The organism is Streptomyces violaceus (genome assembly GCF_036014075.1).
Lineage (GTDB): Bacteria > Actinomycetota > Actinomycetes > Streptomycetales > Streptomycetaceae > Streptomyces > Streptomyces violaceus.
The window spans coordinates 1,551,944-1,577,009 of sequence record NZ_CP107911.1 but is presented as its reverse complement, the minus strand read 5'-3'; the positions used below and the strand labels follow the sequence as shown (position 1 = coordinate 1,577,009).

Below are 25,066 nucleotides of genomic sequence, written 5' to 3'. Positions count from 1 at the left end.
TCGAGGGTCGGAACGCAGTTCCGTACAGCGAGGGAGCGCCGTCTTGGGCGACTGGTCGTTGCGAGAGAGTCTGGACACGGCGTCGGGCACCGTCCGCTGGGACCGGCTCGGGGATCCCGGGGGCGAGCCGGTCGTGCTGCTGCACGGGACGCCCTTCTCGTCGTACGTGTGGCACGAGATCGCCCCCGCTCTCGCCGCCGCCGGGCATTGTGTGCACGTGTGGGACATGGCGGGCTACGGCACGTCCGGCATGTACCCCGGCCAGGACGTCTCGCTGGGTGCCCAGGGCGAGGTCTTCACCGAGCTGCTGGCGCACTGGGGTCTTCGGGAGCCGTCCGTCGTGGCGCACGACTTCGGCGGGTGTGTGGCCCTGCGCGCCCATCTGCTGCAGGGGGCCCGCTACCGGCGGCTCGCGCTGGTCGACCCCGTGGCCCTGGAACCCTGGGGCTCGCCCTTCTTCCGGCTGGTCGCGGAGCACAGCCACGTCTTCGAGCAGCTGCCCGCGCCGCTGCACGAGGCCCTGGTGCGGGAGTACGTGACGTCCGCGAGCCACCTCGGTCTGCGTCCCGCCGCGCTCGAAGAGCTGGTCCGGCCGTGGACGGGGGAGCGGGGCCAGGCCGCCTTCTACCGCCAGATCGCGCAGGCCGACCAGCGCTACACCGACGACATCCAGCCGCTTTACCCCACGATCGACCTGCCCGTCACCGTGTGCTGGGGCACCGAGGACACCTGGATCCCCTTCGCGAAGGGGCAGGAACTGGCCGGCCTGATCCCAGGCGCGCGGCTGGTGCCCGTCCCGGAGGCCGGCCACCTCGTCCCGCTGGACGCGCCTGCCCGGCTGACGAGTGCGCTGCTCGCCTTCCTCGGAGGCTGAACCATCAGGACCGCACAAAGTCCGACGGGGGTCATTGATTCGATTGTGTGCGAGTCCTAGGGTGTGCCTGCTCAGCAGTTGCTCCGTCACCGTCAGTTGACACGCATCCCAACAGAAACACCCATCACGGATGTGCAGTTGAGGATCGCGTCTGACGTGCCCTCAGTCCGTGCAGCACCCTGTCGAACCGAGGAAGGCCACGGTCATGCCGCACCCGCACCCGTTCCCGTCTCCCGCCGACCGGCCCGTAGTCAGCCGCCGTCGTCTGCTCGAAGGGGGCGCCGCCGTGCTCGGCGCGCTCGCCCTCTCGGCGTCGCCCACCGCATCGCACGCGGCCGGCCGGCGCCCGGCGGCGGCCGGCCCTCCGGAGTGGAACGACGGACTGACCGTGTACCGGGTGGGCACCGAGCCACCGCACACCACACTCATGCCGTACGCGGACCTCGGGCAGGCGCTGGACGCCGACCGCTCGCGCTCGCCGTACCGGCAGAGCCTCGACGGCAAGTGGAAGTTCGCCTACGCCGACCGGCCCGACGACCGGGACACCGACTTCTACCGCACCGACGTCGACGACTCCGGCTGGGACACCATCCCCGTGCCCTCGGCCTGGCAGCTCCAGGGCTACGACTTCCCGATCTACGTCAACATCACCTACCCCTGGTGGGGCCCCAACGGCGGCGGCGAGGACGCGCAGCCGCCGGCCGCCCCGACCCGCTACAACCCCGTGGGCCAGTACCGCCGTACGTTCACCGTGCCGAGGAACTGGTCGGGCCGACGCACCTTCCTGCACTTCGAGGGCGTCAAGTCCGCCCACTACGTGTGGATCAACGGCGAGTTGGCCGGCTACCACGAGGACTCCTACACCTCCGCCGAGTACGACATCACCCCCCACCTCAAGCCGGGCACCAACCAGATCGCCGTCGAGGTGTACCGCTACTCCGACGCCGAGTGGCTGGAGGACCAGGACATGATCCGGCTGAGCGGCATCTTCCGCTCGGTCCACCTGTACTCCACGCCCTCCGTGCACCTGCGCGACTTCAAACTGGACACCCCGCTCGGCGACGACTACGCCTCCGCCGACCTCAAGGTCACCGCGCAGGTCCGCGACTACGGGGGCGAGGGCGCGGGCCGCTACACCGTCGAGACCCAGCTCTACGACGCGCGCGGTCACGCCGTCTGGTCCCGGCCGCTCCAGCAGCCCGTCGACGTCCCGGCCGGCGACGAGGCCACCGTCGAGGCGTCCAGAGCCGTCCCCTCGCCGAAACTCTGGTCGGCCGAGCACCCGAACCTCTACACCGCCGTACTGCGCCTGCGCGACCCGGCCGGCAAGGTGGTCGAGACCCTCTCGCACCGGGTCGGCTTCCGTGAGTTCGCGCTCAAGGACGGCCTGATGCGCATCAACGGCAAGCCGGTCTCGTTCCGAGGCACGAACCGGCACGAGATGCACCCGGTCACCGGCTCGGCGCTCACGCGGGCCCAGATGATCGAGGACATCGAGATCATCAAGCGCCTCAACATCAACAGCGTCCGCACCTCGCACTACCCCAACAGCCCGCTGTGGCTGGAGCTCGCCGACGAGTACGGCCTGTACCTCGTGGACGAGACCAATCTCGAAACCCACGGCATCCGCGACGAGTACCCCGGCAGCGGCCACCCCGAGTGGACCGACGCCTGCGTGGTCCGCGCCCAGAACATGGTCCACCGCGACAAGAACCACGCCTCGGTGGTCATCTGGTCCCTCGGCAACGAGGCGGGCGGCGGCACCACCTTCAACGCCATGTACGACTGGATCCGCGGCTACGACCCCACCCGCGTCATCCAGTACGAGGGCGACGACCGCCCGGGCATCAGCGACATCCGCTCCGAGATGTACGACAGCCCGCAGCGGGTCGAGCAGCGTGCCAAGGACACGAACGACAAGCGGCCGTACGTGATGATCGAGTACTCCCACGGCATGGGGAACTCCAACGGCAACTTCAAGAAGTACTGGGACATCGTCCGCCGCTACGACGTCCTCCAGGGCGGCTGGATCTGGGACTTCGCCGACCAGGCCCTGAGCTGGCCCACCCCGGCCCGCAAACTGCTGACCGAGTCCGGCCCGGGCACCCTGCGCGGCGAGATCATCGCGCCCGCCGGCACCTTCGACCGTGCCAAGGGCGTTTCCGGCGGCACCGTCTTCCCCCGCGACCCCCGCCTCGACCTCACCGGCTCCCTCACGCTGGAGGCCTGGGTCACCCCGCACGTGACCGGCTTCCACCAGCCCATCATCGCCAAGGGCGACACCCAGTACGCCCTCAAACAGTCCGACAGAACCCTGGAGTTCTTCATCCACGGCGGCGGCCAGTGGGTCACCGCGAGCTGGGCGCTGCCCGACGACTGGACGGGCAGGGAGCACCACGTCGCCGGCGTCTTCGACGCGGACGCGGGGACGCTCACCCTGTACGTCGACGGATCGGTGCGAGGCACCCGCACGACCACCCGGCGCCCCAGCGACAACACGGCGTCCCTGGCGCTCGCCACCGACGTGGACAACCCGACCCGGGAGTTCAGCGGCACCATCCGGCGCGCTCGCGTGTACGCCCGCCCGCTGAGCACGGCGGAGCTGGCCTCGGACGACCGCGGCCCGGACGACGACGGTGTGCGGTTCTGGTTCGACGCCGCCACCGTCAAGCTCACCGAGAAGCGCCCGCGCGAGAAGACCTTCTACGCCTACGGCGGTGACTGGGGCGACAACCCCAACGACGGAGCCTTCGCCGGCGACGGCATCATCACCGCCGACCGTGGCCACACGGGCAAGGCCGCCGAGGTCAAGCAGATCTACCAGGCGATCAACGCCGCCCCGGCCCCGGGCGGCCCCGGTGCCGTCAAGCTCACCAACGAGTACCTGTTCACCAACCTCCGCGAGTTCGAGGGCCGTTGGTCCCTCCTCGCCGACGGCAAGGTCGTCCAGCGCGGCCGGCTGACCCGTGACCAGCTCGATGTGGCGCCGCTGACCGGCAAGGACATCAAGGTGCCGGTACGGCTGCCGGCCAAGCCCGAGCCGGGCACGGAGTACTTCCTCCAGCTCTCCTTCACCACCAAGGAGCCCGCCAAGTGGGCCCGGGCGGGATTCGAGGTGGCCAAGCAGCAACTGGCCCTCGACGCGGGCACTCCGGCGGTGAAACCGGCGCCGCTCGGCAGTGTGCCCACCCTGCGCCACACGGACGGGGACAAGACCCTCTCGGTCAGAGGCAAGAACTTCACGGTCACGTTCGACAAGAGCACCGGAACCATCACATCGTACGAGGCGGCCGGCACGCCTCTGATCACCTCCGGCCCCGTCCCGAACTTGTGGCGGGCGCCCACCGACAACGACCGGGGCAACGGCCACCACACCCGCAACCAGATGTGGCGCGACGCCGGGGCGAAGCGGAAGGTGGCGGACGTGCGCGTGCGGCCGCTGGGCGACCGGGCCGTCGAGGTCACGGTCACCGGCACGCTGCCCACCGGCCCGCAGTCCACGTACTCCACCACCTACACGGTCTTCGGCAACGGCGAGATCAAGGTCGACAACACCCTGCACCCGGGCGCCTCGAACCTGCCGTACATCCCCGAGGTCGGCACCCTGCTGTTCCTGCCGCGCCGGCTGGACCGGCTGCACTACTACGGCCGCGGCCCCGAGGAGAACATGTGGGACCGCAACAACAGCACCGACGTGGGCCTGTACTCCGGCACCGTCTCCGGGCAGTGGACCTCCTATCTGCGCCCCCAGGAGAACGGCAACAAGACCGACGTCCGCTGGGCCGCGCTGACGGACGGCGGCGGACGCGGACTGCTCGTCTCCGCCGAGCCGCTGCTCGAGGTCAACGCCTCCCGCTTCACCCCGGAGGACCTGTCGGTCGGCGCCCGCCACGACTACCAGCTCACCCCGCGGGACACGGTGGTCCTGCGGATCAACCACCGCCAGATGGGCGTGGGCGGCGACAACAGCTGGGGCGCGCACACGCACGACGAGTTCAAGCTGCTCGCCGGCCGCGACTACGCGTTCACCTACCGGCTGCGTCCCCTGACGCGGGTGAGCGAGGCGATGGAGGCCTCGCGGCGGCCGACGGCCACCGAATAGAACCGACGGCGTGACAGCGGCGCCGCCTCAGTCGGCGGCGTCGCTGATGCCCAGGCGCAGGTGCTCCACGTGGTACACGGCCTGGTCGAGCAGCTCGGCGACATGGTGGTCGTGCAGTGTGTACACGACCGAACGGCCCTGTCGCTCGCCCACCACCAGGCCCAGGTTGCGCAGCAGCCGCAGCTGGTGCGAGCAGGCCGACTGCTCCATGCCCACCTCGGCCGCCAACTCGGTGGCGGGCAGCGGGCCTTCCCGCAGCCGCGCGAGGATCAGCAGGCGGGAGGGCGTGGACAGGGCCTGGAGCGTGGTGGCCACCTTCGCGACGTTGTCCGCGTCCAGGCGTACGCGCTCGCCGGCGTCCTGCGCGGTGGTGACGGCTCCATGACCCATGACGTCATCGTACCGGGCACACACGAACACATGAATGAATCTTCATCTGTCCCGGTCCGGGCAGGTCGATGTCGGATTCTCGCCAGACCCGCCCGCCGGTGGTGACCGATGCTGGACGTATGCAGATGGGGATGCACACCGACACCGAGCGCTGCGTACGCGCCGTCCAGTCCAAGGACGCGCGCTTCGACGGCTGGTTCTTCACGGCCGTCCTGACGACCCGCATCTACTGCCGTCCCAGCTGTCCGGTCGTACCGCCCAAGCCGGAGAACATGGTCTTCCACCCGAGCGCCGCGGCCTGCCAGCAGGCCGGGTTCCGGGCCTGCAAGCGCTGCCGGCCCGACACCAGCCCGGGTTCCCCGGAGTGGAACCAGCGCGCCGACCTGGTGGCCCGCGCCATGCGGCTGATCGCCGACGGCGTCGTGGACCGCGAGGGCGTGCCGGGCCTCGCCGGCCGGCTCGGCTACAGCACCCGGCAGGTCGAGCGCCAGCTGCTCGCCGAACTGGGCGCGGGTCCCCTCGCGCTCGCCCGGGCCCAGCGAGCCCAGACGGCCCGGCTGCTCATCGAGACGACGACCCTGCCGATGGCGCAGCTCGCCTTCGCCGCCGGCTTCGCCTCGATCCGCACCTTCAACGACACCGTCCGCGAGGTCTTCGCCCTGTCCCCGAGCGAACTGCGCACCCGTGCCCCGCGGCGGCAGGGCACGAGCACGCCCGGCGCGCTCTCCCTGCGGCTGCCGTTCCGGACCCCGCTCAACCCCGACAACCTCTTCGGCCACCTCGCCGCGACGGCCGTACCCGGGGTGGAGGAGTGGCGCGACGGCTCCTACCGCCGCACGCTGCGTCTCCCGTACGGCCACGGCATCGTCGCCCTCACCCCCACCCCCGACCACATCGCCTGCCGCCTCACCCTCAGCGACCTGCGCGACCTGACCGTCGCCATCAGCCGCTGCCGCCGCCTGCTCGACCTGGACGCCGACCCGGTCGCGATCGACGACCAGCTGCGCCGCGACCCGGTCCTCGCGCCGCTGGTCGACAAGGCACCCGGCCGGCGTGTCCCGCGCACGGTGGACGAGGCCGAGTTCGCGGTCCGGGCCGTGCTCGGCCAGCAGGTCTCCACCGCCGCCGCCCGCACCCACGCGGCCCGCCTGGTCACCGCGCACGGCGAACCGGTCGACGACCCCGAGGGCGGCCTCACCCACCTCTTCCCGGCACCCGAGGCCCTCGCGGCGCTGGACCCCGAGTCGCTGGCGATGCCCCGCACCCGCCGCACCACCTTCACCACCCTGGTCCGCCGACTCGCCGACGGCGATCTCCACCTGGGAGTGGAGAGCGACTGGCCGCAGAGCCGCGCCCAGCTCCTCGCCCTGCCCGGCTTCGGCCCCTGGACGGTCGACGTCATCGCCATGCGGGCCCTCGGCGACCCGGACGCCTTCCTCCCCACCGACCTCGGCATCCGCCGCGCCGCCCGGGAACTCGGCCTGCCGTCCACGCCCGCCGCGCTCACCGCACGCGCGGCGTCCTGGCGTCCGTGGCGGGCCTACGCCGTCCAGTACCTCTGGGCGACGGACAGCCACCCGATCAACTTCCTCCCGGTATAAGGACGTTCGATGAAGCACCACACCGTGACCGACAGCCCCTACGGCCCCCTCACCCTCGTCGCCGACGACGGGGTCCTGTGCGGCCTCTACATGACAGAACAGCGCCACCGCCCGCCGCAGGAGACCTTCGGCACCCGCGACGACACCCTGTTCGCGGAGGCGGAGGAACAACTCGAGGCGTACTTCGCGGGCGACCTCAAGGAGTTCACCGTCGAACTCCGCCTGACGGGCACCCCGTTCCAGCGCACAGTCTGGGAGCGACTGAGCCGCATCCCGTACGGCGAGACCCGCACCTACGGCGAACTCGCCGCCACCCTCGGCACTCCCACCGCCTCCCGAGCGGTCGGACTCGCCAACGGCCGCAACCCCATCGGCATCATTGTCCCCTGCCACCGCGTCCTGGGCGCGAACGGCAGCCTCACCGGCTACGGCGGCGGCCTGGACCGCAAGCGCCGGCTGCTGGAGTTCGAGAGCGCACCACGCACCCGTGCCGCCTCATCCGCAGTCCGGTAACACCTCGTTCTGGCGCTTGAAACCCAGTTCCCAGATCTGCTCCAGTTCCGCGCAGTCGTGCTCGGTGAGCGTTCCTATCGAGCCGGACACCAGGGGAAGGCGGCTGACGACGACCTTGGTGACGATGTTCGTGGAGTCCCAGGTCCTCACGAAGCCCAAGCCGAAATACTCGGAGAGTTCTCCCCCGAACTGCGGGTAGACCTCCACGAAGACATTGGACTCGTCGTGCGCCTTGTGGCTCACGACGATCAGCCGCTCATGCCGCACGAAGGCTTCCACCAGGTATTTGTTGACGATGCCCATGTCCGATTCGACGTCGATCTCCACAGCCAGGGAGCCGACGTGGGCACTGAGGTGGAAGGGGTACTGCTCGTAGCGCCAGACGCTCCTGCCGCGCACGGTGGTCACGAAGTAGTGGTGCCACAGGTGCCGTACCGGAGCCAGGCGCGCGTTGTCCGATCTGAGGGTGCTCGTGAGCGAACCCTCCAGCACGCCCGTCATGCGCTGGAGGGTCTCCTGGTTCGAGGCTCTGGCGACCATGATGCTGATGACGGCGCCGACGATTCCGCCACCGACGGCGGTGAGCACACCGGAGATCTCCTGATTGACCAGCGAGATCTTGCCGTCGTCTTCGGTGGCCGCGGCGAAGGAGACACCGAAACCGGTGGTCACGATGCCCAGCGCCAGAATGAGCCACGCCCGAGCCGCACCAGCCCCCTCGTCTCCGTCTGTTCCCGTGCCGTTTCTCCTGGACATCTCCATCCCCCGTGTCCCAGCCGGTACGGCGTGTGCGGTCGTCGAACAGACCTTCCGCCCATCAATTCGCCAGCCCTGACAGAATCAGAAAGTTTCGGTGGCGCCCGTTTCAGCAAGAATGGGCAACGGCTTGATCTTTGCTCGTGAGAGTGGCGCAGAGCCCCACAAACTAGCACCAGGGCACGCGAGTTGGTAGTACGTCCATCTTTTCAGGAACCTCGCTCCGGGGAGACGCATGGCAGGGAACGCTGCGTACGACTGGGACGCATTCGACTCGGATGATTACCTGGAACACAACTACGCCGAGCTGCATGACGAGGACCGGCGCATCCTGGAAATCGTCCGGGACTTTCTGTGCGGTCAGTCCTTCGACGCGGACACCCGAGGCGTGGACGTGGGGACGGGGACCAATCTCTATCCGGCTCTCGCGATGCTCCCGTTCTGTGACCGGATCAGCCTGCTCGAATTGTCGGAGGCGAACAGGAGGTGGCTTTCGAGCCAGCTTCGTTGTTGTTCCGAGAACTGGGACAGGTTCTGGCGGGTACTGGCCGAGCGGGAGCCGTATCGCACGGTCGACCAGCCACGCGACTGCCTGTACCGGCGCACCTCCGTGCAGAAGTGGGACATCCTCGGTTCCGTCCCGGACATGAAGTGGGATCTGGGAACCATGTTCTTCGTCGCGGAGTCGATCACCACCTTCCGCGAGGAATTCACCACCGCTCTCCATGGATTCTGCTCACTGCTGAAGCCCGGAGCGCCGTTCGCCATGACCTTCATGGAGAACTCCAAAGGGTACGAGGTGGGAGGCCGCCATTTTCCGGCTCTCGGCATCGACATGGGCGATCTGCAGGAGGAGATGTGCGGACTGGGAAACGGGATGGAGTTCTACCGGTTCGGCGTCGGACCCGAGCCTCTCAGGGACGGCTACAGCGGCATGATCCTTGTGCACGGATACGCCAAGTAACCACGGGGCGCCAGAGGAGACCGAGACCCGGTGATCATCTTTGCGACCTCCGACAAGGGCGGCACCGGCCGCTCCGTCACGTGCGCCAACATCGCCTACCGTCGTTCCTTGGCCGGTGATGACGTCGCGTACGCCGACTTCGACTTCGGCTCCCCTGGCGCCGCGGCCGTCTTCGAACTCGATGCAGCCGCCCGCGATGTTGCGGACCGAGGAGTGCACTCGTACCTTCAGGGACGCGTCCGCGAACCTGCACGCCTCGATGTGTGGTCCCTCTCCCGGCGCGAGGCGCTGCGGGGCGACCACATGACTTCCGGCCGGCTCTGCCTCGTACCGGGTGACCACGGAGGGGGCGAGTTCCCCGTCGGCGCCGGCGAGGCGCGACGATGTGCGGAACTGCTGCTGGCCCTGGAGGAGGAGTTCGATCTGACGATCGTCGACCTGAGGGCCGGCCGGTCGTACGCCGTCGACCTCGCCCTGCGGACCACCGCGCGAGCGGAACTGCGGTACGTCCCGACTCGGTGGCTCGTCTTCCACCGCTGGACCCGTCAGCACATCGCTGGAGCAGTGGGTCTCGTGCACGGCGACCGCGGGATCCTGCGAGCGGGAGTCCTGTGGGGACACGACGAAGCGGCTCTCTCGGAGCGGATCCGGTATGTGCGCACCGCGGTCCCCGGGCTCGGAATCCCGCAGGACGGGGGAGAGGCCGCCGGGCCCGCGACATGGCTGAGGGCCCGCGATGCCGAGCTGGAGGACCTGGCGGTCCGCCTGAAGCTGGACCGCACGGCCACCCTGGGCACGGTGCCGCTGGACCCCGTACTGCATTGGCGCGAGCAACTCATCACCGACGAGGACGTGGCAGTCTCACCTGCGGCCGGCAAGGAGACGGCGCAGGTGTTCACGGACCTCGCCGACGCCCTTGCCTGCAGCACGGGCCGGGAGGCGCCGTGACCGGCCGAGCGGCGGGAGGAGCAGACCCCTCCGGACACGAAACCGACTGGATCTTCCGGGAGGGAGCGGCCGAGCCACCGACCCAGGCGGTCCCCTACTCCCACCTCTCAGTGGAGCTCGGCCACCTGTACATGGAGGACTTCGCCGCCGGGCCACAACGGCTGCTCGCCCACTTCACCCAGGTCGCACCCTGGGTCGAGACGGCTGCCCGCGCCCTCGCTCGGACAGCGGAACCGAGAAAGCCACGGATCAGCACATGCTTCCTGATCGACGACTACTTCACCCGCTTCTCCTCACCCGCTGAGATCATCCCCCTGGTCACCGACGCCGCGGCCCGGGCCGGACTGCGGATCGACTACATCGCGCGGGAGTCGGGATGCGCCACGGCCGACGGCGTCCAGGTCGCGGCCCTGCTCCTGGCCCGGCTGGTCGCCTCGCCACCTGCGGGCGGCCACGCAGGACGGCCCTCCGCGACCGAGAGCGGCTGGCTGGCGAACGGCACCCGGTCCCCGGGCGCGGGCACGCCACAAGCCATGTCCCCCGCTTCCGCGTGGGAGCCGCCGCTCGAGTTCGGGGCGCACCGCCACTCGGTCTTCCTCGATGCGGAACTCTGGGCGGACGGCCCCGGCGATACGCGCCAGTGGGCGTGCCCCCTGCTCGGCGCGGTATGGCAGATGCTCAGACTGGGACTGCTGAGAGACCACGGCGAAGCGGTCATGCCCGTGCACACCTGGTCCGAGGAGGCGTTCCCCGAGGAGTGGGACGCCCTGCCGCCGCTGATCAGGCTCGACCGCGATGCGACGCCGTTCTGCGCCTACCGGACCTTCTCGGTACTGGGCAGCCGCTTCCTGCCGGTCGAGCACGCCGTGAGGGTGATCCTCGAGCATACGGCCGCGGATGCCGACGCGCTGGCCCAGGTCGCCGAGCGCAGCGCGAAGGAGGGAGTGCCCGTGCCCTCGGGCCTGTCCGAGCGCGTCATGTACGCCTTCGTCGCCTCGGAGAGCGGCCAAGGCGGCGACGCATGACCGCACCGGCCAGCAACGGCTTGCGGTGCTCCCTGATCATGGTGGGCGAGATCCGTACCGGACTGGTCATGAACCGGGTGGCCCTGCCGACGAGAGCGGTCGCCGAGCTGCTGAGCGTCGTGGCGGGCGAGCGCGTGCGCTCCTACGAACGGCCCGTGCGTCGCACCGTCTCCCCTGACCTCCTCCACGGCGTGGACTGCCGACTGTCGACGGCACCGGGCGCTCGGCTGCGTGGGATCGGCACCCTGCAAGCCCGGGGCCGTGTGGTGGGCGGTCGTGTTCTGCAGTGCTCGACACGTGCCGTTCTGGAGACCGGGAGCGGCCTCCGACTGCCCTGGACGCACTATGTGGAACGGCCGGGCGTGGTCGAGGTGACCGGCCGCAGCACACCGACGGACCTCGCGGCGAGGTTCGTGGCCGGGTGCGGCCCCGACAGCCTGGAGCCGGGGGCGGTCAACGCGTTGTTGCTCGCCCGGCTCCAGCGTTCCCGACTGCTGGACCAGCGCCCGCCGTTGCGCACGAGACGCACCCGGCTGCGCTGGTCGGCTGTCGTGGACGACAGCTCCCCCCGCTTCGGGGGCACGTTCACGCTGGTCGGCGACGAGCTCCGCACGTTCCGGATCGTGGTTCCACCATCGGCCGGGGCATCGCCGGACCACATCACCCTTCTCTGTGAGGATCTGGCCTTCCACGACTGGCTGCTGACCACGGTCGCGGCCGCTGCGGACCGGGCCCGCGCAGGCCGCGGCGCGGCAATCGGCCTGATGCGGCTGCGTCCGGTGGTCGACGACCTGGTCCATCTGTGGATGCCCGGCGCAGTGGTCGCGCCCGGCTTCCGGGACATCTGGGACCAGTGGGAGGCCCACGCAGGCTTCACACGTCAGTGGAGCGCGTGCGTGGACCGTGTCCGCGATCGGCTGGCACTGCTCGAGTCACGTCTGCCGACCGGGCCCGGGCCGGGCTGAGCCCGGTCAGGACCATGAACCGTCAGACTCCTCCGGCCTCACCGAGCCGCTGCAGCAGGGCCGGGAGCGCCGTGCCGATGGGTTCCCGCACGATCTCGTCGGCACGCTCGTCGTACGGCGTCGGCTCGGCGTTGACGATGATCAGACGGGCGCCGTGGTCGGCGGCGACACCGGCGAGGCCGGCGGCGGGCTGGACCTGGAGGCTCGTGCCGACGGCGACGAACACCTGGCAGGCCTTGCTGATGGCGGCCGCCTCGCCGAGCACGACGGGGTCGAGCCGCTCGCCGAACATCACCGTCGCCGACTTCAGGACACCGCCGCACTCCAGACACGGCGGATCGTCCTCACCGGCCTCGACCCGTGCGAGCGCGTCCTGCATCGGGCCGCGGGTGTGGCAGCCGGTGCACACGAAACTCCGTGCAGTGCCGTGCAGTTCGAGGACCTTGCGGGCGGGCATCCCGGCGAGCTGGTGCAGCCCGTCCACGTTCTGCGTGATCACCCGCACCGGTACCCCCGACCCCTCCAGGTCGGCGATGGCCCGGTGCGCGGCGTTGGGCTCGGCCCGCAGTGTCCGGTTCTTGCGCCGCATCTGCCAGGACCGCCGCCTGATCTCCGGATCGCCCATGTAGTACTCGTACGTCACGAGCTTCTCGGCCTCCGGATCCAGCCGCCACAGCCCGTTCGGCCCGCGGTAGTCCGGGATCCCGGAGTCGGTGCTGATACCGGCACCGGTGAGGAGGGCGACGAGGGGCTTGGTCATGTCGTCGAGGGTAGGCCGGGCCTCCCGGGGCGGCGAGTGGATATCGCGGTGCCCGTCAGGCCACCCGGTGGCCGTTCTCCAGCTCCGCCGTGCCCGAGCCGTCCGCGAGCACGTCCAGGGCGGTGAGGACGCGGAGGCCGAGAGCGCCCGGGAGGTACTCGGTCAGCTCTTCGCGCGGTACGAGCCGCCAGGACAGCAGTTCCTCCTCCTGGAGGCGGATCGCCTTGAGCTCGTCCTCGCCGAGCACCCCGCCGTCGTACAGATACGCCACCAGCGGCGGACGTCCCGGACCGTGCACCCAGTCCACCGCCAGCAGCCGGCCGAGCTCACGGTCGAGGCCGATCTCCTCGGCCGTCTCGCGCCGCGCGCCCTGCCGCGGGGTCTCGCCGTCGTCGGACTCGATCGTGCCGCCGGGCAGCGTCCAGCCGTCCCGGTAGTTGGGCTCGACGAGCAGTACCCGGCCCTCGCCGTCCCGGAACAGCGCGGCAGCGCCGGCCAGGACACGGGGCAGGGACGCGATGTAGGCGGCGAAGTCAGCAGAGGTGGTCATGGGGGCAGGGTAACGACTACGGTCAGGCCTCCAGCTCCGCCAGCCGCAGTGTCCGCTCCGCCAGCTCGCTGATCCGCACCCCGTCGAAGCCGAACACGGCACTGCGGACCGTGTCCTCCAGCGGGACCTTCCACTGGTCCGGGATGGCGGCCGCCCCGCCGAACACCCCCGCCACCGAACCCGCGGTCGCCCCGTTGGAGTCGGTGTCCAGGCCGCCGCGGACGGTCAGGGTGATGGTGCGTGTGAAGTCGCCGTCGCCGTAGAGCAGCCCGGCCGTCAGGACGGCGGCGTTCGGGATGGTGTGGATCCAGCCCATCCCGAGGGTCTCCTCGGCGATCGTGGTGAGCGTGTCCTCCCACGACATCCGGGTGTCGTGCAAGGAGACCACCCGGCGCACCGTGCGGGCCAGGCGGCTGCTCGCCGGGATCACGGTCAGGGCCTGGTCGACGGCATGCCGCACGGTGGGTGCCGTGAACGCCGCCGCGATCAGCGCCGCCGCCCACATCGCCCCGTAGACCCCGTTGCCGGTGTGCGACAGCACCGCGTCCCGCCGGGCCAGCGAGGCGGCCCGGCGCGGCACGCCCGGACAGGTCCAGCCGTAGATGTCGGCCCTGATCAGCGCCCCGATCCACTCCTGGTACGGATTGTCGTACGTCGCCGTCAGCGGCGGCTTGAGCCCGTCGGCCAGGTTGCGGTACGCGGCCCGCTCGGCGGTGAACGTCTGGAGGTACGGCAGTCGCAGCAGCCACAGGTCGCCGACCTGCTCGGTGCTGAAGCCGAAGCCGTGGGTCTCCAGCAGGTGGAGGCCGAGGATCGCGTAGTCGACGTCGTCGTCACGGCAGCTGCCGTGGATCCGGCCGCGCACACACTGGCGCCACTCGGGCCGCAGCTCGAATCCGTCGCTCTCACTGAGCGGCTCGGGCAGGTAGTCGGTCAGGGGCAGGGCGGCGGCCTGCCGCAGGTAGCGGTCGATACGGTCGCGCGTCCACACCTCACCCTGCTCGACCGGCTTGCCGAGCATGTTGCCCGCGATGCGGCCCAGCCAGCCGCCGAGAATGCGGTCGGCGAGCGCTGCGTCCGTGTCGACGAGAGTCATGGTTACGGTCTACCCGTTTCCGCGGGATCGCCCGGGGGAGTGAGGCCGCTGGTCCAGGAGTCGGGCAGAGGCTGACGGCCGGGGCGTGCTCCGGTTAAGGTCACAGCGGCGCGACTGGCCCTGACGTGCGTGAGGGCCCGGAGAGCAAGGGGAGTGCAAGTGGCGGACGCTGCAGTGAGCGGTACCCGAACGACGCAGCGGGTGCTCGTCGCCGCGGACAAGTTCAAGGGGTCGCTGACGGCCGTGGAGGTCGCCGAGCGGGTGACGGCGGGGCTTCGCCGGGCCGTGCCGGACCTCGAGGTCGAGGCGTTGCCCGTGGCCGACGGCGGCGACGGAACCGTGGCCGCGGCGGTCGCGGCCGGGTTCGAGCGCCGGGAGGTACGGGTCGCCGATCCCCTCGGCGACGAGGTGACGGCGGCCTTCGCGCTGCGCGAGGACACCGCGGTCGTGGAGATGGCCGAGGCGAGCGGACTCCAGCGGCTGCCCGCCGGGGTCTTCGCACCGCTCACGGCGTCCACGTACGGCTCCGGCGAGCTGCTGCGGGCCGCCCTGGACGCGGGTGCCCGCACGATCGTCTTCGGGGTCGGCGGCAGCGCCACCACCGACGGCGGCGCCGGAATGCTGTCCGCGCTGGGCGCCCGGTTCCTCGACGCGGACGGCGAGCCGGTACCCCCGGGCGGCGGCGGCCTCGCCGCTCTGGCCACAGCCGATCTGTCGGGCCTCGACCCGCGTCTCACCGAGGTCGAACTGGTCCTCGCGAGCGACGTCGACAATCCGCTGACCGGCCCGAAGGGCGCACCCGCGGTCTACGGCCCGCAGAAGGGCGCCTCGCCGGACGACGTGGCGGCCCTGGACACATCCCTCGCGCACTTCGCGAAGGTGCTGGAGGGGCCGGCGGGTCCGAAGGCCGCCGAGTACGCCGCCTCGCCCGGCGCGGGCGCTGCGGGCGGTATCGGCTACGGTGCCCTGCTGCTGGGCGCCCGCTTCCGTCCCGGCATCGAGGTGATGCTCGACGTCCTGGGTTTCGCACCCGCGCTGGACCGTGCCGATCTGGTGATCACCGGCGAGGGCTCCCTCGACGAGCAGACCCTGCACGGCAAGGCCCCGGCGGGTGTCGCCGCGGCGGCCCGCGCCGCCGGCAAGGACGTCGTAGCGGTCTGCGGCCGCCTCGCTCTGCCCCCGGAGGTCCTGGGCCGGTCCGGCTTCCGCCGGGCCTACCCCCTGACGGATGCGGAGCCGGACGTGGCGAAGTGCATCGCCGAGGCGGGCCCGATCCTGGAGCGAGTGGCAGAACGCATCGCCAGGGACTTCTTGACCTGAGCCGGGTGCTGCCCGATCCGAGCGGGGCTCCGTACGCCGGCTGTCCCTCCCTCGACCGCACCTCCTGTCCGACCGATTCGGGCGGTGGGTGGGCATAGGCCGGGGGTCTGGGGCGGAGCCCCCAGGGACAGCGACCGCCCCCGAACCCGCACAGCGAAGGGCCCCGAACCGAATCCCGGTCCGGGGCCCAAGCTGAATCCAACCGCTACGGCGCTACGGAATCTGTGCCGCCCGCGCCTCCCGCCGATTGCCACGGAAGTTGTTCACCCGCCGGGCCGTGGCGAACAGCGGAATCACCGCACCCATGACCAGCTGAAGCGCACACCCCGTCTGCAGCAGCAGCTGTCCGCTCGGCGCGTCGAACGCCCAGGCCGCCATCAGGCCCATGCCCAGCACGATCCACGACAGCATCGCCACCGCGAGCCGCCCCCGCGGCTTCGGATACTCGACCCGGCTCACCATCAGCCACGCCGTACCCAGGATCGCCAGCAGCGTCGCCACGAAGGGCAGCTCCAGCAGCACGATCGACACGACCGTCAGCGCCCCGAACGGCGACGGCATGCCCTGGAACGTGCCGTCCTTGACCGTGACGCACGAGAACCGCGCAAGCCGCAGCACCACCGCCAACAACACGACGATCGCCCCGACCGCCGCCACCCGCTGATGCGCGTCGTCGGCCACCATGCCGTACACGAGGACGAAGTACGCCGGCGCGAGGCCGAAACTGATCAGGTCGGACAGGTTGTCCAGCTCGGCGCCCATGGGGGAGGAGCGCAGCTTGCGCGCCACCAGGCCGTCGAAGAGGTCGAAGACCGCCGCGCAGAGCATCAGGATGACCGCCGTGGCCGCGCTGTGGCGGGCCATGCCGGGCTCCTGGCTGCCCGTGAGGTCCGGGATCAGGATGCCGGTGGTGGTGAAGTACACCGCCATGAAGCCGCACGTGGCGTTGCCGAGCGTTAGGGTGTCCGCTATCGACAGGCGAAGCGAGAGAGGCATCTCTTCTTCTTCGTCGACCTCGTCGGCCTCCGGGATCCAGCCGGCCTTGGTATCAGGATCAATCACGGTCAATGCGAGTCACCCCAGCCACGGTCTTCTGACCGACCTCGACCGCGACCTCCACGCCCTCGGGCAGGTAGAGGTCCACACGCGAGCCGAAGCGGATCAGGCCGATCCGCTCGCCCTGCTCGACCTTCGTGCCCTGGGGCACGTAGGGAACGATGCGGCGGGCGACCGCGCCGGCGATCTGGATCATCTCGATGTCGCCGAGCTCGGTGTCGAAGTGCCACACGACCCGCTCGTTGTTCTCGCTCTCCTTGTTGAAAGCGGGGACGAAGCCACCGGGGATGTGCTCGACCGACGTCACCGTGCCGGCCAGCGGCGCGCGGTTGACGTGCACGTTGAGCGGGCTCATGAAGATCGCGACGCGGGTGCGGCCGTCCTTCCACGGCATGATGCTCTGCACCACACCGTCGGCGGGCGAGATGACCCGGCCCTGGGTGATCTCGCGCTCGGGGTCGCGGAAGAACCACAGCATTCCCGCCGCGAGCGCGGTGGCGGGAACGGCGACGGCCTTGGCGGCGCCGGAGCGGCGGGCACGGGCCAGGCTGAGGGCTGCGGTGGCGACGGTCGGAAGGAGCCACGGCGATGCTCCGCGCGCGAGGCGTACGCCGGCCCGGCTGTCGCGTGGTGCAGAGGTTTGGCTGTGGGGCATGGATGACCTTCGTAGCGGATGAGGCCGCACTCTGACGGGGGACGGCGGCTTTCCGGCGATCGTAGCGGCTCGGGGCCGTAACTGGGTAAGCCAGGCAGCCGAGTCGGCGACTGAAGAGTGCTGACGGGGTGTGATCTTCTTCTCCAAGAAAACACCCCGTATCCGGACATCTAGCCCTGGAATCGATACTCTTCGAGCAGTCGCCGACCGATGATCATTTTCTGGATCTCGGCGGTACCTTCACCGATGAGCAGCATCGGCGCCTCACGGTAGAGGCGTTCGATCTCGTACTCCTTGGAGAAGCCGTAGCCGCCGTGGATCCGGAAGGCGTCTTCGACGACCTCTTTGCAGTACTCGGAGGCGAGGTACTTCGCCATCCCAGCCTCGAGGTCGTTTCGCTCACCGGAGTCCTTTTTGCGAGCTGCGTTCACCATCATCGCATGCGCGGCCTCGACCTTGGTAGCCATCTCGGCCAGCTTGAACTGGATCGCCTGGTGCTGGGCGATCGGCTTCCCGAAGGTGTGACGCTGCTGCGCGTACCGGACGCCCAGTTCGAACGCACGCTGAGCGACGCCGCAGCCACGTGCCGCCACGTTGACGCGCCCGACCTCGACGCCGTCCATCATCTGGTAAAAACCACGGCCGGTGACCCCGCCGAGCACGCGATCCGCAGGAATCCGCAGGCCATCCATGATGAGTTCGGTGGTGTCGACACCCTTGTACCCCATCTTGTCGATCTTCCCGGGAATGGTGAGGCCGGGGCGGACCTCGCCGAAACCGGGCTCCTTCTCGACCAGGAAGGTCGTCATCGACTTGTGAGGCGCCGTGCCCTCGGGGTGACCTTCGTCACTCTTGACCAGAACGGCCACCAGAGACGACGTTCCGCCGTTCGTCAGCCACATCTTCTGGCCGTTCAGGACGTACTCCTCGCCGTCCTTCACCGCCTTTGACGTGATCGCCGACACGTCCGAGCCGAGGGCCGGCTCCGACATCGAGAACGCCCCCCGGATGTCACCGGCCGCCATCCTCGGCAGGAAGTGGTCCTTCTGCTCCTGCGTGCCGTGCTGCTTGAGCATGTACGCCACGATGAAGTGGGTGTTGATGATGCCGGACACCGACATCCACCCGCGGGCGATCTCCTCCACGCACAGCGCGTACGTCAGGAGAGACTCGCCCAGACCCCCGTACTCCTCGGGGATCATCAGGCCGAACAGGCCCAACTCCTTCAGCCCGTCGACGATCTGCTGCGGGTACTCGTCGCGGTGCTCAAGCTCCGTCGCGACCGGGATGATCTCCTTGTCCACGAAGTCCCGGACGGTGGACAGGATCTCCTGCTGGATGTCGGTCAGACCGGCGGTCTGGGCGAGTCGCGCCATGGCTACTTCTCCTGCTCCGTGAGCTCGGGGCGGCCGGGCTGCTCGCCGCCGCGCTCCTTGATGTACGTCTCGGTCGGCACCATCACCTTGCGGCGGAACACGCAGACGAGCGTGCCGTCCTGCTTGTAGCCCTTGGTCTCGACGTAGACGATGCCGCGGTCGTTCTTCGACTTGGACGGCCACTTGTCGAGCACGGTCGTCTGGCCGTAGACCGTGTCGCCGTGGAAGGTCGGCGCCACGTGCTTGAGCGACTCGATCTCCAGGTTGGCGATCGCCTTGCCGGAGATGTCCGGGACGGACATGCCGAGCAGGAGGGAGTAGATGTAGTTGCCCACGACGACGTTCTTGCCGAAGTCCGTCGTCTTCTCCGCATAGTTCGTGTCCATGTGGAGCGGGTGGTGGTTCATGGTGAGGAGACAGAACAGGTGGTCGTCGTACTCCGTGACCGTCTTTCCCGGCCAGTGCTTGTACGTCGCGCCGACCTCGAACTCCTCGTAAGTGCGTCCGAACTGCATCGTCGTCACGCCTCCGGGATCTCGAACTTGCTGGTGCGCTGCATGCCGGCGGCGCGTCCCTTGCCGGAGACGACCAGGGCCATCTTGCGGCTGGCCTCGTCGATCATCTCGTCGCCGAGCATCGCGGAGCCCTTCTTGCCGCCCGCCTCGGACGTGTAGTAGTCGTACGCGTCCAGGATCAGCTCGGCGTGGTCGTAGTCCTCCTGCGACGGCGAGAAGATCTCGTTGGAGGCCTCGACCTGGCCCGGGTGCAGCACCCACTTGCCGTCGAAGCCGAGCGCGGCGGCGCGCTGGGCGACCTCGCGGTAGCCGTCGATGTTGCGGATCTGGAGGTAGGGGCCGTCGATCGCCTGGAGGTTGTTGGCGCGGGCTGCCATCAGGATCTTCATCAGGATGTAGTGGTAGGCGTCCGCCGGGTAGCCGGGCGGCTGCTCGCCCACGACCAGCGACTTCATGTTGATCGACGCCATGAAGTCGGCCGGGCCGAAGATGATCGTCTCGACGCGCGGGGAGGCCGTCGCGATCTCGTTGACGTTGTTCAGGCCCTGCGCGTTCTCGATCTGCGCCTCGATGCCGATCTTGCCGACCTCGAAGCCCATCGTCTTCTCGATCTGCGTCAGCAGCAGATCGAGGGCGACGACCTGCTGGGCCGTCTGCACCTTCGGCAGCATGATGCAGTCGAGGTTCTGGCCGGCGCCCTCGACGACCGTGACGACGTCCCGGTACGTCCACTCGGTCGTCCAGTCGTTGACCCGCACGACGCGCGTCTTGCCCGTCCAGTCGCCCTCGTTGAGGAACTTGACGATGGTGTGCCGCGCCTCGGGCTTGGCGAGCGGGGCGCACGCGTCCTCCAGGTCGAGGAAGACCTGGTCCGCCGGGAGGCCCTGCGCCTTCTCCAGGAAGCGGGGGTTGCTTCCCGGCACCGCGAGACACGAGCGGCGGGGACGCAGACGGTTGACGGTCATGCGGGGACCTCCAGGGGGTCGAGCTTGTTCGCTTTCCGGATCTCGTCGACGATGCGGCCGATGATTCCGGTGATGTCGAAGTCCTTCGGGGTGAAGACGGCGGCCACTCCGGCGGCCCTGAGCTGCTCGGCGTCCCCGTTGGGGATGATGCCACCCGCGATCACCGGGATGTCTGTGGCACCGGCCACACGGAGCCGTTCGAGCACGTCCGGCACCAGCTGGGCGTGCGAGCCGGACAGGATGGACAGGCCGACCGCGTGCACGTCCTCGGCGATGGCCGCGTCCACGATCTGCTCGGGCGTGAGCCGGATGCCCTGGTAGACCACCTCGAAGCCGGCGTCACGCGCGCGCACCGCGATCTGCTCCGCGCCGTTGGAGTGCCCGTCCAGTCCCGGCTTGCCGACCAGGAAGCGCAGCTTGCCGACGTCCAGGTCCTTGGCCGTCAGATCCACCTTGCGGCGGACCAGGGCCAGCGTGCTGCCCTCCTCGACCGGGACGGCCACGGGCGCCGACGAGACGCCCGTCGGGGCGCGGAACTCGCCGAACACCTCGCGCAGGGCCCCGGCCCACTCGCCGGTCGTCGCCCCGGCGCGGGCGCACTCCAGGGTGGCCTCCATGAGGTTCCCGGTGCCGCGGGCGGCCTCCTTCAGCCGCTCCAGCGCCTTGCAGGGGCGCGGGTGGTTGAAGGGCGGCTGGTAGCGGTTGTCGCGCCACTGCTGGAGCGAGGCGATGACGCGGGCCTCGACCTCCGGGTCGACCGTCTGGATCGCGGTGTCCAGGTCGGCGGTCAGGGGGTTGGGTTCGGTGCCCTCGAAGGCGTTGACACCGATGATCTTCTCCTGGCCCGACTCGATCCGGCCCCGGCGCTCGGCGTGCGAGGCGACCAGCTGCGACTTGAGATAGCCGGACTCGACGGCCGCCATCGCGCCGCCCATCTCCTGGATGCGGTCGATCTCCGCGAAGGCGGACTCGACCAGTTCCCCGACCTTCGCCTCGATCACCTTCGAGCCCTCGAAGATGTCCTCGTACTCCAGCAGATCGCTCTCGTAGGCCAGCACCTGCTGGATGCGCAGCGACCACTGCTGGTCCCAGGGGCGGGGCAGTCCCAGCGCCTCGTTCCAGGCGGGGAGCTGCACGGCACGCGCGCGTGCGTCCTTGGAGAGGGTCACGGCCAGCATCTCGAGCACGATCCGCTGGACGTTGTTCTCCGGCTGAGCCTCCGTCAGGCCCAGGGAGTTGACCTGGACGCCGTAGCGGAAGCGGCGGTGCTTGGGGTTCTCGATGCCGTACCGCTCGCGGGTGACCTTGTCCCAGATGCGGCCGAAGGCGCGCATCTTGCACATCTCCTCGACGAACCGGACGCCCGCGTTCACGAAGAACGAGATCCGGCCGACGACGTCGCCCATACGCTCCTGCGGCACCTGGCCGGAGTCGCGCACGGCGTCGAGCACGGCGATCGCGGTGGACATCGCGTACGCGATCTCCTGCACCGGCGTGGCGCCCGCCTCCTGCAGGTGGTAGCTGCAGATGTTGATCGGGTTCCACTTCGGGATGTGGGAGACCGTGTACGCGATCATGTCCGTCGTCAGACGGAGACTCGGCCCCGGCGGGAACACGTGCGTCCCCCGGGACAGGTACTCCTTGACGATGTCGTTCTGGGTCGTGCCCTGGAGCTTGGTGATGTCCGCACCCTGCTCCTCGGCGACGACCTGGTAGAGCGCCAGCAGCCACATGGCCGTGGCGTTGATGGTCATCGAGGTGTTCATCTGCTCCAGGGGGATGTCCTGGAACAGCCGGCGCATGTCACCGAGGTGCGCGATCGGCACACCGACCCGGCCGACCTCGCCGCGGGCGAGGATGTGGTCGGAGTCGTAGCCGGTCTGCGTCGGCAGGTCGAACGCCACCGACAGACCCGTCTGCCCCTTGGCGAGATTGCGCCGGTACAGCTCGTTGGACGCCTCGGCCGTGGAGTGACCGGCGTAGGTGCGCATGAGCCACGGCCGGTCCTTCTGACGCTCACTCATGGACGGACCTCAGATGTTCCGGAAGCGGTTGATGGCGTCGATGTGCTTGGCGCGCTTCTCGTGGTCGCGCACGCCCAGGCCCTCCTCGGGGGCCAGCGCGAGCACGCCGACCTTGCCCTGGTGGAGGTTGCGGTGCACGTCGTAGGCGGCCTGGCCGGTGTCCTCCAGGGAGTACACCTTCGACAGGGTGGGGTGGATCTTGCCCTTCGCGATGAGCCGGTTGGCCTCCCAGGCCTCGCGGTAGTTGGCGAAGTGCGAGCCGATGATCCGCTTCAGCGACATCCACAGGTAGCGGTTGTCGTACTCGTGCATGTAGCCCGAGGTCGAGGCGCAGGTGGTGATGGTGCCTCCCTTGCGGGTGACGAAGACGCTCGCACCGAAGGTCTCGCGGCCGGGGTGCTCGAAGACGATGTCGATGTCCTCCCCGCCGGTGAGTTCGCGGATGCGCTTGCCGAAGCGCTTCCACTCCTTCGGGTCCTGGGTGTTCTCGTCCTTCCAGAACTTGTAGCCCTCGGCGTTGCGGTCGATGATCGCCTCGGCGCCCATAGCCCGGCAGATGTCCGCCTTCTGGTCGCTGGAGACCACGCAGATCGGGTTGGCGCCGCCGGCCAGCGCGAACTGGGTGGCGTAGGAGCCGAGTCCGCCGCTCGCGCCCCAGATGAGCACGTTGTCGCCCTGCTTCATGCCGGCGCCGTTGCGGGAGACCAGCTGCCGGTAGGCGGTGGAGTTGACCAGGCCGGGGGCGGCGGCCTCCTCCCAGCTGAGGTGGTCGGGCTTGGGCATCAGCTGGTTCGACTTGACCAGCGCGACCTCGGCGAGGCCGCCGAAGTTGGTCTCGAAGCCCCAGATGCGCTGCTCGGGGTCGAGCATCGTGTCGTTGTGGCCGTCGCTGGACTCCAGCTCGACGGAGAGACAGTGCGCGACGACCTCGTCACCGGGCCGCCAGGCGTTGACGCCCGGGCCGGTGCGCAGGACGACGCCCGCGAGGTCGGAGCCGATGACGTGGTACGGCAGGTCGTGGCGCTTGGTGAGCTCGCTGAGCCGGCCGTAGCGCTCCAGGAAGCCGAACGTCGACAGCGGCTCGAAGATCGAGGTCCACACCGAGTTGTAGTTGACCGAGGAGGCCATGACGGCCACCAGGGCCTCGCCCGGGCCGAGCTCCGGGACCGGGACCTCGTCCAGGTGGATCGACTTGCGGGGGTCCTTGTCGCGGGTCGCGAGGCCCGCGAACATCTCCGTCTCGTCCTTGTGCACGGTGATCGCGCGGTACGACTCGGGGAGCGGCAGGGCGGCGAAGTCCTCCGACACGGAGTCGGGCGACTGGATCGCGGCCAGGATGTCCTTCATGGTCACGGTGTTGCCTCCGGCGGTGTGCGCCCTGAGGGAGGGGCGCTGAGGGTTACGGCGGTGCTGCTGAGGGTTGAGGGTGTGCCGTCGGTTCGGCGGTGGTGCTGTTCGGCAGCGCTTTGTGGCGCGGGAGGTTGCCTGTGACGCAGGCGTCCGGGCGAGCAGGCGGTGGGCTTGCTGGGACGTCGCCCGGACCTCTCCAACGTATGACACCGCGTGTCACCTCGCAAGGCACTGAGTGCCAGAACTTGCTCTCAGATGAAATCTTTACGTAACAAATGAGCGATGATCGATCGAATGGCGTCGGTCAGGTACGCCAAAACGGCCCCTGACATGCCAAAACGGCCACCCCGTGGGGTGGCCGTCATCACAGTGGTGCGAGCTGCTCAGCGCTCCTTGAGCGCCTGCTCGATCGTCCGCATGACCTCGTCCAGCGGGGCGTCGGTGCGGGCGACGGTCACCAGCACCTCGCCCTGGGCCGAGGCCGTGGCCGCGGCCGGCTGAGGGTCCGTGGAGCGCCCGGCCCCGATGCCCGTGCCGAAGGTCTTGCGCACGATCGCGAAGGCGTGGTCCAGCTGCGTCTCCACGTCCCCCTGCCCGCCGGCCCGCAGCCAGCGCCGCAGGACGTGGTTGTGGGCGGTGACCACGGCGGACGCGGCGACCTCCGCCAGCAGCGGGTCGTCGTTGGCGTCGTCGGCGTGCGCGCGCTCGTCGAAGTGTCCGAGGAGATAGCGGGTGAACAGGCGCTCGTAGCGGGCCACCGACGCGATCTCCGCCTCGCGCAGCGTGGGCACCTCGCGCGTCAGCTTGTAGCGGGCGACCGAGATCTCCGGCCGGGCCGCGTACATCTTCATGACTTCCTTGATGCCGCGGCACACCGTGTCGAGCGGATGCTCGTGCGCGGGCGCGGCGTTGAGCACCGCCTCGGCACGGATCAGGGTGTCGTCGTGGTCGGGGAAGATCGCCTCTTCCTTGGAGCGGAAGTGGCGGAAGAACGTGCGTCGGGCGACCCCGGCCGCGGCCGCGATCTCGTCGACGGTGGTCGCCTCGTACCCCTTGGTCGCGAACAGCTCCATCGCGGCGGCCGCCAGTTCCCGGCGCATCTTGAGCCGCTGGACGGCGGCGCGTGAGCCTGCGGCACGTTCCGGCGCGTCGGTCGTAGCTGGTGTACGTGAGGACTTGGCGGGCTGGGGCATGCCCTGAACGTACTGCATGTGCGCAGCTCGCTGCGCATGGCCTGGTTCGTGGAACCGGTCCGGGCCGA

22 protein-coding genes are annotated in these 25,066 nt (G+C 69.6%); 9 read left to right on the top strand and 13 right to left on the bottom strand.

The genetic code is table 11. The features are described from left to right. Window positions 1-43 precede the first annotated feature (43 nt). Window positions 44-874: an alpha/beta fold hydrolase gene (locus tag OG542_RS07095; RefSeq protein ID WP_328409180.1), complete on the top strand. Its 831-nt coding sequence runs from the start codon at window positions 44-46 to the stop codon at window positions 872-874. A gap of 205 nt (window positions 875-1,079) precedes the next feature. Further along, complete coding sequence (locus tag OG542_RS07090) at window positions 1,080-4,976, top strand: glycoside hydrolase family 2 TIM barrel-domain containing protein (protein ID WP_328409178.1); 3,897 nt, start codon at window positions 1,080-1,082, stop codon at window positions 4,974-4,976. A gap of 27 nt (window positions 4,977-5,003) precedes the next feature. Here OG542_RS07090 and OG542_RS07085 read toward each other — a convergent pair whose 3' ends face one another. Then, complete coding sequence (locus OG542_RS07085; protein WP_184588573.1) at window positions 5,004-5,366, bottom strand: ArsR/SmtB family transcription factor; 363 nt, start codon at window positions 5,364-5,366, stop codon at window positions 5,004-5,006. Window positions 5,367-5,485: 119 nt separating this feature from the next. Here OG542_RS07085 and OG542_RS07080 point away from each other — a divergent pair, with 119 nt between their 5' ends. Then, window positions 5,486-6,967: an AlkA N-terminal domain-containing protein gene (locus tag OG542_RS07080; protein ID WP_328409176.1), complete on the top strand. Its 1,482-nt coding sequence runs from the start codon at window positions 5,486-5,488 to the stop codon at window positions 6,965-6,967. A gap of 9 nt (window positions 6,968-6,976) precedes the next feature. Beyond that, window positions 6,977-7,480: a methylated-DNA--[protein]-cysteine S-methyltransferase gene (locus tag OG542_RS07075; RefSeq protein WP_328409174.1), complete on the top strand. Its 504-nt coding sequence runs from the start codon at window positions 6,977-6,979 to the stop codon at window positions 7,478-7,480. Here OG542_RS07075 and OG542_RS07070 read toward each other — a convergent pair. Continuing rightward, entirely contained in the window at window positions 7,463-8,152 is a 690-nt protein-coding gene (locus OG542_RS07070; RefSeq protein ID WP_328409172.1) for a hypothetical protein, read from the bottom strand. The two genes, OG542_RS07075 and OG542_RS07070, sit on opposite strands and share 18 nt — an antisense overlap. A gap of 319 nt (window positions 8,153-8,471) precedes the next feature. Between OG542_RS07070 and OG542_RS07065 the strand changes: the two genes are divergently transcribed. Genes OG542_RS07065 through OG542_RS07050 form a run of 4 tightly spaced genes read left to right on the top strand, consistent with a single transcriptional unit; the run spans window position 8,472 to window position 12,138 of the window. Further along, complete coding sequence (locus tag OG542_RS07065; protein ID WP_328409170.1) at window positions 8,472-9,200, top strand: SCO2525 family SAM-dependent methyltransferase; 729 nt, start codon at window positions 8,472-8,474, stop codon at window positions 9,198-9,200. A 30-nt stretch (window positions 9,201-9,230) separates the two neighbouring features. Beyond that, window positions 9,231-10,148, top strand: a complete 918-nt coding sequence (locus tag OG542_RS07060; RefSeq protein WP_328409168.1) for an SCO2523 family variant P-loop protein — start codon at window positions 9,231-9,233, stop codon at window positions 10,146-10,148. Further along, window positions 10,145-11,173, top strand: coding sequence for an SCO2522 family protein (locus OG542_RS07055; RefSeq protein WP_328409166.1), 1,029 nt, complete (start codon window positions 10,145-10,147; stop codon window positions 11,171-11,173). Before OG542_RS07060 ends, OG542_RS07055 begins: the two co-directional genes overlap by 4 nt. After that, window positions 11,170-12,138, top strand: coding sequence for an SCO2521 family protein (locus OG542_RS07050; protein ID WP_328409164.1), 969 nt, complete (start codon window positions 11,170-11,172; stop codon window positions 12,136-12,138). The genes OG542_RS07055 and OG542_RS07050 overlap by 4 nt, the downstream gene beginning before the upstream one ends. Window positions 12,139-12,160: 22 nt before the next feature. Here the strand turns inward: OG542_RS07050 and OG542_RS07045 are convergent, their stop codons facing one another. From OG542_RS07045 to OG542_RS07035, 3 genes are read right to left on the bottom strand one after another with little or no spacing between them, the layout of a single operon-like run. After that, window positions 12,161-12,898 carry an SIR2 family NAD-dependent protein deacylase gene (locus OG542_RS07045; protein ID WP_328409162.1) on the bottom strand — a complete coding sequence of 246 codons (738 nt, stop codon included), beginning with the start codon at window positions 12,896-12,898 and terminating at the stop codon, window positions 12,161-12,163. Window positions 12,899-12,953: 55 nt separating this feature from the next. Continuing rightward, window positions 12,954-13,448, bottom strand: a complete 495-nt coding sequence (locus tag OG542_RS07040; RefSeq protein WP_261683338.1) for an NUDIX domain-containing protein — start codon at window positions 13,446-13,448, stop codon at window positions 12,954-12,956. Window positions 13,449-13,470: 22 nt separating this feature from the next. Then, window positions 13,471-14,544 carry an ADP-ribosylglycohydrolase family protein gene (locus OG542_RS07035; protein WP_311128594.1) on the bottom strand — a complete coding sequence of 358 codons (1,074 nt, stop codon included), beginning with the start codon at window positions 14,542-14,544 and terminating at the stop codon, window positions 13,471-13,473. A gap of 201 nt (window positions 14,545-14,745) precedes the next feature. Here OG542_RS07035 and OG542_RS07030 point away from each other — a divergent pair, with 201 nt between their 5' ends. Further along, window positions 14,746-15,864 (top strand): glycerate kinase, encoded by a 1,119-nt coding sequence (locus tag OG542_RS07030; RefSeq protein WP_328417809.1) that lies wholly within the window; start codon window positions 14,746-14,748, stop codon window positions 15,862-15,864. Window positions 15,865-16,077: 213 nt separating this feature from the next. Here the strand turns inward: OG542_RS07030 and pssA are convergent, their stop codons facing one another. The 8 genes from pssA to OG542_RS06990 all read right to left on the bottom strand — a co-directional run bounded on the left by pssA (window position 16,078) and on the right by OG542_RS06990 (window position 24,998). Next, window positions 16,078-16,896, bottom strand: a complete 819-nt coding sequence (gene pssA, locus OG542_RS07025; protein WP_328417807.1) for a CDP-diacylglycerol--serine O-phosphatidyltransferase — start codon at window positions 16,894-16,896, stop codon at window positions 16,078-16,080. A gap of 22 nt (window positions 16,897-16,918) precedes the next feature. Continuing rightward, window positions 16,919-17,575 carry a phosphatidylserine decarboxylase gene (locus tag OG542_RS07020; protein WP_003994082.1) on the bottom strand — a complete coding sequence of 219 codons (657 nt, stop codon included), beginning with the start codon at window positions 17,573-17,575 and terminating at the stop codon, window positions 16,919-16,921. Between the two features lie 170 nt (window positions 17,576-17,745). Next, window positions 17,746-18,951 (bottom strand): acyl-CoA dehydrogenase family protein, encoded by a 1,206-nt coding sequence (locus tag OG542_RS07015; protein ID WP_328409159.1) that lies wholly within the window; start codon window positions 18,949-18,951, stop codon window positions 17,746-17,748. A gap of 2 nt (window positions 18,952-18,953) precedes the next feature. Then, entirely contained in the window at window positions 18,954-19,466 is a 513-nt protein-coding gene (locus tag OG542_RS07010) for a MaoC family dehydratase (protein WP_184588554.1), read from the bottom strand. 5 nt (window positions 19,467-19,471) lie between these two features. Beyond that, window positions 19,472-20,431 (bottom strand): HpcH/HpaI aldolase/citrate lyase family protein, encoded by a 960-nt coding sequence (locus tag OG542_RS07005; protein WP_184588553.1) that lies wholly within the window; start codon window positions 20,429-20,431, stop codon window positions 19,472-19,474. Then, complete coding sequence (locus tag OG542_RS07000) at window positions 20,428-22,455, bottom strand: protein meaA (protein WP_328409157.1); 2,028 nt, start codon at window positions 22,453-22,455, stop codon at window positions 20,428-20,430. The genes OG542_RS07005 and OG542_RS07000 overlap by 4 nt, the downstream gene beginning before the upstream one ends. Window positions 22,456-22,464: 9 nt before the next feature. Beyond that, window positions 22,465-23,802, bottom strand: coding sequence for a crotonyl-CoA carboxylase/reductase (gene ccrA / locus OG542_RS06995; RefSeq protein ID WP_193477511.1), 1,338 nt, complete (start codon window positions 23,800-23,802; stop codon window positions 22,465-22,467). 386 nt (window positions 23,803-24,188) lie between these two features. Then, window positions 24,189-24,998: a TetR family transcriptional regulator gene (locus OG542_RS06990; RefSeq protein WP_230529209.1), complete on the bottom strand. Its 810-nt coding sequence runs from the start codon at window positions 24,996-24,998 to the stop codon at window positions 24,189-24,191. Between the last annotated feature and the right edge of the window lie 68 nt (window positions 24,999-25,066).